7 protein-coding genes and 1 tRNA gene are annotated in these 10322 nt (G+C 70.0%); 3 read left to right on the forward strand and 5 right to left on the reverse strand.

Annotated elements, in window-relative coordinates; all coding sequences use genetic code 11:
* Nucleotides 1-23 precede the first annotated feature (23 nt).
* The gene (locus tag ACK4K7_RS10425) at nucleotides 24-359 is read left to right on the forward strand and encodes a DUF3592 domain-containing protein (RefSeq protein WP_431865794.1); all 336 of its coding nucleotides are present in this window, start codon (nucleotides 24-26) and stop codon (nucleotides 357-359) included.
* A 9-nt stretch (nucleotides 360-368) separates the two neighbouring features.
* On the opposite strand, the gene ACK4K7_RS10430 is transcribed toward ACK4K7_RS10425, so the two are convergent.
* Together ACK4K7_RS10430 and ACK4K7_RS10435 are read right to left on the reverse strand one after the other, a co-directional pair.
* Entirely contained in the window at nucleotides 369-1031 is a 663-nt protein-coding gene (locus tag ACK4K7_RS10430) for an RlmE family RNA methyltransferase (protein ID WP_431865795.1), read from the reverse strand.
* Entirely contained in the window at nucleotides 1028-2083 is a 1056-nt protein-coding gene (locus tag ACK4K7_RS10435; RefSeq protein ID WP_431865796.1) for a Ppx/GppA phosphatase family protein, read from the reverse strand. Before ACK4K7_RS10435 ends, ACK4K7_RS10430 begins: the two co-directional genes overlap by 4 nt.
* 185 nt (nucleotides 2084-2268) lie before the next feature.
* On the opposite strand from ACK4K7_RS10435, the gene ACK4K7_RS10440 reads away from it, so the two are divergent.
* Nucleotides 2269-2342 (forward strand) — tRNA-Gln (locus tag ACK4K7_RS10440).
* Nucleotides 2343-2383: 41 nt separating this feature from the next.
* Here the strand turns inward: ACK4K7_RS10440 and ACK4K7_RS10445 are convergent.
* Nucleotides 2384-4213 (reverse strand): monovalent cation:proton antiporter-2 (CPA2) family protein, encoded by a 1830-nt coding sequence (locus tag ACK4K7_RS10445; protein ID WP_431865798.1) that lies wholly within the window; start codon nucleotides 4211-4213, stop codon nucleotides 2384-2386.
* A gap of 92 nt (nucleotides 4214-4305) precedes the next feature.
* Nucleotides 4306-7905: a PAS domain-containing protein gene (locus tag ACK4K7_RS10450; protein ID WP_431865800.1), complete on the reverse strand. Its 3600-nt coding sequence runs from the start codon at nucleotides 7903-7905 to the stop codon at nucleotides 4306-4308.
* A gap of 259 nt (nucleotides 7906-8164) precedes the next feature.
* Here ACK4K7_RS10450 and ACK4K7_RS10455 point away from each other — a divergent pair, with 259 nt between their 5' ends.
* Nucleotides 8165-8647 carry a hypothetical protein gene (locus tag ACK4K7_RS10455; protein WP_431865802.1) on the forward strand — a complete coding sequence of 161 codons (483 nt, stop codon included), beginning with the start codon at nucleotides 8165-8167 and terminating at the stop codon, nucleotides 8645-8647.
* A gap of 6 nt (nucleotides 8648-8653) precedes the next feature.
* Here ACK4K7_RS10455 and hutH read toward each other — a convergent pair whose 3' ends face one another.
* Nucleotides 8654-10177, reverse strand: coding sequence for a histidine ammonia-lyase (gene hutH, locus ACK4K7_RS10460; protein ID WP_431865803.1), 1524 nt, complete (start codon nucleotides 10175-10177; stop codon nucleotides 8654-8656).
* Between the last annotated feature and the right edge of the window lie 145 nt (nucleotides 10178-10322).

Genomic DNA, 10322 nt, shown 5'->3' on the forward strand with positions numbered 1-10322 from the left:
CACTTCGTTCAGGGGGAAATCGCGTGAAAAGCTGGGTCAAGCTCCTGCTCATCTTCGGCGGGATCGGCGTCGTGATCGCCATCGCCATCCATTTCGAGAACCAGCGCCGGGCGAGCATGACGGCGGAGGGCGTGGCGACCGTCACCAACGTCACGCTGGTGCGCGACCGCGAGGACAATAGCGAAGAGACGACCGTCGAGTTCAGCTTCGAAGCGGGCGGCGCTCCGGTGGCGGCGCAGGCCAGCCTCTATGGCGACCAGCGCGAAAGCTACCGCCAGGGGCAGCAGGTGCGCATCTGCTTCAATCCCGAAGACCCGGTCGTCGCCGACATCCGCGAGCAGGAGCCCTGCGGCGGCTGAGGCGCGCCTTCAGCCTTTGAAGCCTTGCGCCACCACATACCATTCGGACGAGCCCTTGCGGCTCGCCGGGGGCTTGGCGTGCTTGACGGTGGTGAAGCGGCGCTTGAGCTCGGCGACGAGGCCGCTGTCGGCGCCGCCCGCCAGAACCTTGGCGACGAAGGCGCCGCCGGGCTCCAGCACCTCGGTGGCGAACAGCAGGCCGGCCTCCACCAGGCCCATCGTGCGCAGATGGTCGGTCTGCGGATGGCCGACCGTGTTCGCCGCCATGTCGGACAGGACGAGGTCGGCCGTGCCGCCCAGCGCCGCCTTCAGCCGGTCGGGCGCCTGTTCGTCCATGAAGTCCATCTGCAGGATTTCCGCCCCCTCGATCGGATCGGTGGGCAAGAGGTCGATGCCGACGACGCTCGCCTGCGGCGCCTTCTGCCGCACCACCTGCGTCCAGCCGCCGGGCGCGATGCCGAGATCGACGACACGGCGCACGCCCTTCAGGAAGTGGAAGCGCTCGTCGAGTTCGATCAGCTTGTAGGCGGCGCGCGAGCGATAGCCCTCCGCCTTGGCGCGCTTCACATAAGGGTCGTTGAGCTGCCGCTCCAGCCAGCGGGTCGAGCCGATCTTCCGCCCCTTGGCGGTGCGGACCCGTTGCTTCAGGCCCTTGTCCCCGGCGCGGCTCATATCGCGTGGCCGTCCCGCGCCATCAGCGAGCGCAGGATGCCTTCGCGGATGCCGCGGTCGGCGATACCGAGCGTCGGGGCGGGCCAGATGTCCATGATCGCTTCCAGAATGGCGCAGCCGGCGACCACCAGGTCGGCCCGCTCCGATCCGATGCAGGGGAGGGCGGAGCGCGCCTCATGATCCATGCGCGACAGCATCTCGCTGATCCCGCGCATCGCGCTTGCCGGCACCATCAGCCCGTCGATCTGCCGCCGGTCGTAGCTCGGCAAGGCCAGATGGACGCTGGCCAGCGTGGTGACGGTGCCGCTGGTGCCCATCAGCCTGATGTCGTTCTTCTCCGCCGGCAGGAGTTCGGCGAAGCGGCGGAAGGAATGGCGCACCTTTTCGCGCATGCGCACGAAGGCGGCGAGCCTTTCGTCGGGATCGGCGAAGCGCGTGCCTTCGCTCTCGGTCAGCGAGACGACGCCCCATGGCGCCGACCACCAGCATTTGATGCGCGGCGTGTCGCCGCCGTCGGTGTCGACCAGCACGAGCTCGGTCGATCCGCCGCCGATGTCGAAGATGAGCGCGGGACCGTCGCCGGGCTCGAGCAGGCGGTGGCAGCCGAGCATGGCGAGCCGCGCCTCTTCCTCCGGCGAGATGATGTCGAGCGCGATGCCGGTCTCCCGCTTCACCCGCTCGACGAAGTGGCGGCCGTTGACGGCGCGGCGGCAGGCTTCGGTCGCGACCGAGCGGGCGAGGCTGACGCGGCGGCGGCGCAATTTGTCGGCGCAGACCTGGAGGGCGGCGACCGCGCGGTCCTGCGCCTCCTCGCTGATCCGGCCGCTGGCGGCCAGCCCTTCGCCGAGCCGCACCACCCGCGAAAAGGCGTCGACGACGACGAATCCTTCCTCGGCCGGACGCGCGATCAGAAGCCGGCAATTGTTGGTGCCGAGATCGAGCGCGCCATAGGTGTGTCGGGGTGCCCTCGGCCGGAAGGAGGGCGGGGCGTGGGCCGCAGGAACCGGGCCTTGTCCCGGCGCTTGCGGAGCCGTCGCGGCTTGCTGCGCCATTGGCAAATACTCTTATGTTCTCGTTTCAGGCGGCGCGGGGCCGCCCATTGACTTGCCGCCAATGTACATAAGCCCGGCTCCCCCGGCAAGAACGCCGCCGAAAGGCGGTATCGGCAAGGTCGCGAGGAGCGGCGCGGAAGCCCTTGACCGCGCTGGCGCCCCTGCCTATGTCGCGGCCTCACCGCTGCCCCGTCGTCTAATGGTAAGACTACGGACTCTGACTCCGTCAATCGAGGTTCGAATCCTCGCGGGGCATCCACCTCCCGACAGACCCGCTCGCCGGTCCAAGGCTGTCCAGGCCTAGCGCTCGTCCTTGATGATGCGCGAGGCTTCGGGGTTGAGCGGCTCGGCTTCGCGCGGGGGCGTCGTCAGCGGCGCGGGTTCGGGCGTCTGCATGTTGCCGCGCAGCAGCCACCGTCCGGCCGTCAGCCCGCCGGCAAGCTGCAGTTCCAGCCGTTCGGTATCGCGGCGCCGCACGTCGGCGATCGCCTCGTCGGCGACTTCCTCGTCATGGCCGAGGCCGAGGAGGACGGAGCGGCCGAACACCAGAGCCGATTCGAAGGTTTCCCTCACCTGATAGTCGACGCCCGCCTGGATGAGCCGCAGCGCATGGCCGCGGTCGAAGGCGCGGACGTAGAGTTTGGCGAGCGGGAATTCGGACTTGCAGAGCTCGACGATCCGGTCCGCCACCTCGGGCTTGTCCACGCAGACGAGGATCGCCTCGGCCCGCTCGGCGCCCGAGGCCCTCAACACGTCGAGCCGGGTGCCGTCGCCATAATAGACCTTGAAGCCGAAATTGCCGGCCGCGCGGATCATCTCCACGTCCACCTCGATCAGCGACAGTTCGACGCAGCGGGCGAGCAGGGGCTGGCTCACCACCTGCGCGAACCGGCCGAAGCCGATGAAGAGGACGTTGCCTTTGAGTCCCTCCGGCCGATCCACCCCGGCGAGCGACGGCTCGGCCGGTCTGCGCAGCCGCGCGATCAGCGGCAGGAGGAGCGGGGTGAGCGCCATCGACAGGATCACGATCGCCGTCATCAAGGCGGCGGTGGCGGCATCGAAGATGCCCGCGCCGAGCGCCGCCGCGTAGAGGACGAAGGCGAATTCGCCGCCCTGGGCGAACAGGGCCGCCCGCTGCACCGCCTCGTCGCCGCTCGCGCCGAACAGGCGCGCGGTGGCGTAGATGCCGGCCGCCTTGACGATCATCGCCAGGACCACGCCGACCATCACCAGCCGCCATTCGGCCGTGACGACGTCGAGATCGAGCGCCATGCCGACGCTGAGGAAGAAGAGGCCGAGCAGGATGCCGCGGAACGGCTCGATGTCCGCTTCCAGCTGGTGGCGGAAGGTCGATTCGGACAGCAGGACGCCGGCGAGGAAGGCGCCCATCGCCATCGACAGGCCCGCATATTCCATCGCCAGCGCGGTCCCCAGCACCACCAGCAGCGCCGCGGCGGTCAGCACTTCGCGGGCGCCGCTGCGCGCCAGGATGGCGAACAGCGGATTGAGCAGCCACAGCCCCGCCGCGACCAAAGCGGCCACCGCACCGATGGCGATGCCGATGCTCATCAGCATCGGCTGGTCCCCGGCCGCCGCGCCGCCGACGAAAGCGGCGAACAAAGCCACCATGGCGAGCAGCGGAACGATGGCGAGATCCTCCAGCAGCAGGATCGAGATCGCCCGCTGGCCGGCCGGCGTCGGCGTCTCGCCGCGTTCCTCCAGCATTCGCATGATCACCGCGGTGGAGGAGAGGACGAAGCCCATCGCGCCGACGATCGCGACGGGCGCGGAAAAGCCGCCCAGCATCGCCAGCACCGACAGCAGCGCGCCGCACACCAGCACCTGGGCGGCGCCGAGACCGAAAATGTCGCGCCTGAGCGCCCACAGCTTGGCCGGACGCATTTCGAGGCCGATGATGAACAGGAACATGACGACGCCGAGCTCGGCGACGTGGAGCAGGGTGATCGGGTCGGTGATCAACTGCAGCCCGAACGGGCCGATGACGAGACCGGCGGCCAGATAGCCGAGCACCGATCCGAGGCCGAGCCGGCGGAACAGCGGCACCGCCGCCACGGCCGCGCCGAGCAGGATCACCGCAGTGCCCAAGCCGATGCCCGCTTCGCCGGCCATCCCGATCCCCCGTCCGGTCCCTGTGCCCCACCTGACCGCAAAACCCCCGCAACCGCAAGGGACCTTGTGGGCGGCGTGAAACCGGCCGGGGGCTAGTTCAGATCGGCGAGAGCCGAGGCGAGTTCGGCCTGGCGGAACGGCTTGGTGAGGCGCGGCAGGTCCGGATCGATGCCGCCGTCTTCGGCATAACCGGACACGATGAGGGCCTTGGTGCCGGGTCGCAGCGTGTCGAGCGTCCGCACCAGTTCGGCCCCGCTCATGCCGGGCATCAGATGGTCGGTCACCAGAACGTCCGGCTTCAGCCCGTCGCGGATCAGCTTCAGCGCCTCCTCGGCCGAACTCGACTCGATCACTTCGAAGCCGAGCTCGGTCAGCATGTCGGCGGTGCTCGCCCGCACCAGCTCCTCGTCTTCCACGAGCAGCGCCTTGCCGGCGCCGGTCCGCACCGGCTCCTCGGGCGCGGCTTCGGCGGGGCGCGCTTCGCCGGACGCGACCGGCAGCCAAAGCTCGACGCAGGTGCCGACGCCTGGCCGGCTGCGGATGGAGAGCGCCCCGCCGAGCTGCGAGGCAAGGCCGTGGACCATCGACAGGCCGAGGCCAGTGCCGCGGCCGATTCCCTTGGTGGAGAAGAAGGGCTCGATCGCCCGCGCGAGCGTTTCCTCGTCCATGCCGGTGCCGGTGTCCGCCACCGACAGGAGCGCATAGGCGCCAGGCGGCAGCTTGCGCGCCGCGACGCTCTCGGCCTCGGCGATCCGGGCGGCGATGGTGAGGGAACCGCCCTCCGGCATCGCGTCGCGCGCGTTCACGCTGAGGTTGAGGATCGCCATTTCAAGCTGGTTCTGGTCGCCGCGGACCGGCGGCAGCCCCGGCGCGATCTCGGTCGCGACCCGGACGCGCGGGCCGGACGTGCTGGCGACGAGGTCCGCCATGCCCTCCACCAGCGCCCCCAGATCGACGGCGGTCGGCTGGAGCGGCTGGCGCCGCGCGAAGGCGAGCAGGCGCTGGACAAGCGTCTTGGCGCGTTCGGCTGATTGCAGCGCGCCGTCGACGAGCCGGGCGACGCGCGGATCCTCGAACCCCCGGCGCTGCAGCATGTCGAGCCCGCCGAGGATCGGCGTCAGCAGGTTGTTGAAATCATGCGCCACGCCGCCGGTGAGCGTGCCCATCGCCTCCAGCTTCTGGGCCTGGCGCAGCGCCTCCTGCGCCTTTTCGAGTTCGGCCTGCCGTTCCTTCTCGGCGGTCACGTCCCGGCCCACGGCGTAGATGAGGTCGCGCTCGGGCGCGGAGGCAGACCAGGAGATCCAGCGCCAGCTGCCGTCCTTGTGGCAGTAGCGGTCCTCGAAGCCGGCGATCGCGGCACCTTCGGCCAGCCGGGCGAGCGCCTCCTCGCCCCTGGCCCGGTCATCGGGATGCTTGAGTTCGCTGTGGTGGCGGCCTTCCACTTCTTCCGGGCGGAAGCCGAGGATCGAGGTCCATGCCGGATTGGCTCGCTGCAGCACGCCGTCCATGCCCCAGATGGCGAACATGTCCTTGCTGAGCCGCCAGGTCCGGTCCCGTTCAGCGGTCCGCTCCGCCACCTGCGCTTCCAGCGTCTCGTTGAACTTGCGAAGCGCGGCCTCGCTCTCCGCGAGCGCCGCCTCGGCGCGCTTGCGGGCGGTGATGTCGATCGAGGAACCGATCAGGCCGATCACTTTGCCTGCATCGTCGAGAAGCGGCGCCTTGGTGGACAGCCAGACGGCGGGGGTACCGTCGGCAAGGCGGACCTCCTCCTCGAGCTGCTGCAATTTCCCCGATTCCATGATGCGCCGGTCGTTGGCCATGATGGCCCGCGCCTGCTCCTTGTCGTCGAGCACTTCTAGGTCGGTGCGGCCGATGAACTCCTCGGGATCCTTGCCGATCAATTCGGCCGTGCCGCGATTGGCGACCAGCATCCGCCCTTCACGGTCCTTGGCATAGACGACGCCCGGGACGGCGGCGGTGAAGGTGCGCAGCAGCGCCATGGCGCGGTCGCGCTCCGCCTCGACGGCGCGGCGCTGCTCGATGTCGAGCAGCACGCCGGGGAAGCGCAGCGGCTTGCCGTCCGCGCCGTGCTCGACATGGCCATTGGCTTCGACCCAGCGATAGTCGCCGTTGCGGTGGCGGACCCGATATTGGCAGCGATACGGCCCGCCGCGCTCCAGCGACTCCTCGATCGCCGCCACCACGCTTGCCCGGTCCTCCTCGTGAATGGAGTCCATCACGTCGCCGAGCGGGAGGCCGGTCCGGCAGCGCTCGGGATCGAGGTTGAAGGAGTCGGCGAAGCGGCCGTCGGCGGTGAGGTGGTCGACCGGCACGTCCCACACCCAGGTGCCGATGATGGCGCCGGCGTCGAGCGCCAGCTGGACCCGCTCCGCCGCCTCGCGCACCCGCTCCTCGACGCGGCGGCTCTCCGACACGTCGGCGAAGGACACGGCGAAACCGTCGCCGACCTTGGCCGCCGCGATCCGGACGAAGATGTCGAGCCCCTCATGCTGGTAGCGCAACTCGCCGGTCCAGGGTTCTCCCGTCTGGACCACGCGGCAATAAGCGTCGAACAGGCCGGTCTCGCGATTGCCGGGTCCTTCCTCCAGCAGCAGCTTGCCGATCAGCTCGGCGGAGTTCCGCTGCGCGATCCTTCCCGCCGCCTCGTTGGCGAAGAGGATGCGGAAATCCTCGATGTCTCCGTTCGCCGCCCGTACCGATTCGAGCACCATCATGCCGTCGATGGCGGTTTCGAGCACGCCGCGGAATCGCTCTTCGCTGGCCCGCAGATCCTGCTCGCCCCGGACCCGGTCGGTGACGTCGTAGCCGCCGGCGAAGATGCCGATCACCGATCCGTCGTCGCCCTTGATCGGATGATAGAGCAGGTCGAGGAAGCGCGGCTCGCCGCGGTTGGCGAGGCGGATCGGCACCGCCCGTCCGGTAAAGGCTTCGCCGCTTCGATAGACCTTGTCGAGCAGGTCGAAAAAGCCCTGGTCCACCACGTCCGGGAACACCTCGCGCGCGGTTCGGCCGACGATGTCGCGCGCGCCGACGAGCTCCACATAAGCGTCGTTCACATAATCGAAGCAATGCTCGGGCCCGGCGAGCAGGGCGGCGAAGCCGGGCATCTGCTGCAGCATAAGCCTCAGCCGCTCCCGCTCGGCTCCCGCCCGGCGCTCGGCCAGCACCTGGCCGGTGATCTCGGTGCAGGCGCAGAACAGGCCCCGCACCTCGCCCGCCTCGTCGCGCACGGGCGAATAGAAGAAGGAGAAGTGGGTCTCCTCCGGATAGCCACGGCGGTGCATGATGAGCTGGATGTCGTCCATCTGCACCGGCTCGCCGCGATAGGCCTGCTCGACGATCGGCACCAGGTCGTCCCTGATCTCGTGCCACACGTCGAGGAAGTCGCGCCCGATCGCCGGGTGCTTGCCGGCGAGGATCTCGGCATAGGGATCGTTGTAAAGGAAGGTCCGCTGCTCGCCCCAGGCGACGAACATGGGCTGGTTGGAGCCGAGCATGATCGCAACCAGGGTCTTGAGCGGCTGCGGCCAGTCCGCCGGCGGACCGAGCGGCGTCGCCGCCCAGTCGTGCGCCCGGATCAGCTTGCCGGCCTCTCCGCCGCCGGCGAGGTGGATGGTTCCACCCTTGTCGTTCGATGCGAGGCTGCCGGAGTGAACGTGATCGTCGGCCATGCCGGTCCCGAGGTTCCTCTTTCGTGAAGCCACGCCGCCTAACTTCCCGCACGGACTGGAGCAAGTTCCCCGCCGCGCGGCCGCCGCCGCGGGCGTGTAGGTAACCGAGAGACCGCGCGCGGGTTCCTTTGCCAGCGCGCCGCATTCCGTCACTGATTTCGATCAGGACGAATCCGAGGAACGTAGATCATCCTAGGCGGTTGATACTGTTGACGAAGCGGCGCCGCCCGGGTGCCGCCCGGATGCAGGAGCTTCTCCCGTGGCGACCCGTTTCCACCCCTCCCGTTCCTTCCCGCGCCACCCGATCGCGCTGGAGGACGCCGCTCGCGATCCCCGGTTCGAAGCGGCGTTCAAGGCGGCGGTGAAGGCGGAGCGCGCCGCGCATCCCGGCGCCTGCCCGCCGCGGCGCCGGATCGCCTTTCTGCTGTGCGAACTCGGCACGCGGCTCGGCCCGGATGCGAGCTTCCGCGTCGACCGCGCACGCCTGGCCGACGCGCTCGGCATCGGGCTCGGCAAGGTGAAGCGGGTGCTGGCGCTGTTCGCCTTATCGCGCGACATCGCGCCCGATCTCCACCGCATCCGCGTGATCGACTGGCGCCGGCTCTGCTCGGCCGCGGGTTACGAGGGCACCGGCCTCGCCCCTTCGGAAGAGGAGGACGAGATCGTCGCGATTCCGCGCCGCGAGGAAGAGGCGGAGCCGCAGCTCACCACGATGAGCGGGGAACCGGCCTTTTTCGGCTGATCCGCCTCAGCGCGCGAACAGCCGCCGCTCGACATCCCCCGAAAGACCGCCGTCCAGCACCGTCCTCTTCGCCCAGGCGAGATCGCCGGCGAGGTAGCGGTCCCTGTCGTGGCGCGGCACGTCGGCGCGGATCGCGGTCCAGGTGGCGTGGAGCGGAGGCGACGACGTGAGCGGCGCGTGGAAATCGATCCCCTGCGCGGCCGCGAGCAGCTCCACGCCGATCACGCCCGCCGCATTGGCGGCGATCCGCCGCGCCTTCATCGCGCCATGGGTCGCCATCGACACATGGTCTTCCTGGCCGGCCGACGTGGGAATGGAATCGACGCTGGCCGGGAAGGCGAGGGTGCGGTTCTCCGACACCAGGGCTGCCGCGGTCACCTGCGCGATCATGAAGCCGGAATTGACCCCGCTGTCCTCGATCAGGAAAGGCGGGAGCCCGCTCATCTTCGGATCGACCAGGACGGCGGTGCGCCGCTCCGAAATCGATCCCACCTCGCACAGCGCCATGGCGAGCATGTCGGCCGCGAAGGCGACCGGTTGGGCATGGAAATTGCCGCCCGACAAACTGTCGTCCGCGTCCGGGAACAGGACGGGATTGTCGGTGACGGCATTCGCCTCGATCTCCAGCGTGCGGGCGGCGGCGCGGATGAGGTCAAGGCTCGCGCCCATCACCTGCGGCTGGCAGCGGAAGCTGTAGGGGTCCTGCACCCGCTCGCAGCTGTCGTGGCTGCGGCGGATCTCACTTCCCTCCAGCAGGCCGCGCAGCACTTCGGCCACGTCGATCTGGCCCGGCTGCCCGCGCGCCGCATGGATGCGGGGGTCGAAGGCGGCGTCGGTGCCCTTCAGGGCGTCGGTCGACAGCGCTCCGGCCAGCAGGGCGGAGGCGAACACGCGCTCGCCCGCGAAGAGGGCGTCGAGCGCGAGCGCGGTCGAGACCTGGGTGCCGTTGATGAGCGCCAGCCCCTCCTTGGGGCCGAGCTGCAGCGGCTCGAGGCCGAGACGGGCGAGCGCTTGCCCGGCCGGGAGCAACTCGTCGCCGAGCTGGATCAGCCCTTCGCCCAGCATGGCGGCGGCGAGATGGGCGAGCGGCGCGAGATCGCCCGACGCGCCGACCGATCCCTGCGCCGGGATGACGGGCAGCGCATCGGCCTCGAGCAGCGCCAGCAGCCGTTCGACCACGATCCTGCGCACGCCGCTATGGCCGCGGCCCAGGCCGATCGCCTTCAGCGCGATGATCAACCGCACGACGCGCGGCTCCAGCGCCTCGCCGAGGCCGCAGCTGTGCGAGAGGATAAGGTTGGTCTGGAGCTCCGCCAGCCGGTCGGCCGGAATGCGGGTCTGGGCGAGCAGGCCGAAGCCGGTGTTGACGCCGTAGACGGTGCGGCCGGACGCGACGATCCGAGCGATCGCCTCCGAAGCCGCGTCGATCGCCTGCCAGGCGGCGGGGGCGAGTTCGATGGGCGCTCCGGCCCAGACGTCGCGGAGGTCGGCGAGGGTGACGGTGCCGGGGGTGAGGGATAGCTGCTTCATCGCCCCTCCCCCCTTGCGGACGAGGGGTTGGGGTGGGGGGTGCGCGCCGCAGGCGCGCGGGGGGGGGGGGGGGGAGAACCCCCCCCCCCCCCCCCCCCCCCTCCCTTCCCCCCCCCCCCCCCATCTCCCTTTTCCTCCACGAGGG

The organism is Allosphingosinicella sp. (assembly GCF_046295735.1).
Classification (GTDB): Bacteria; Pseudomonadota; Alphaproteobacteria; order Sphingomonadales; family Sphingomonadaceae; genus Allosphingosinicella.

Bases quoted from the DNA above. Each gene is read 5' to 3' on its own strand.
- ACK4K7_RS10445 (WP_431865798.1), bottom strand. From the start codon at position 4,213: ATGGCCGGCGAAGCGGGCATCGGCTTGGGCACTGCGGTGATCCTGCTC.
- ACK4K7_RS10430 (WP_431865795.1), bottom strand. From the start codon at position 1,031: ATGAGCCGCGCCGGGGACAAGGGCCTGAAGCAACGGGTCCGCACCGCC.
- ACK4K7_RS10450 (WP_431865800.1), bottom strand. From the start codon at position 7,905: ATGGCCGACGATCACGTTCACTCCGGCAGCCTCGCATCGAACGACAAG.
- ACK4K7_RS10435 (WP_431865796.1), bottom strand. From the start codon at position 2,083: ATGGCGCAGCAAGCCGCGACGGCTCCGCAAGCGCCGGGACAAGGCCCG.
- hutH (WP_431865803.1), bottom strand. From the start codon at position 10,177: ATGAAGCAGCTATCCCTCACCCCCGGCACCGTCACCCTCGCCGACCTC.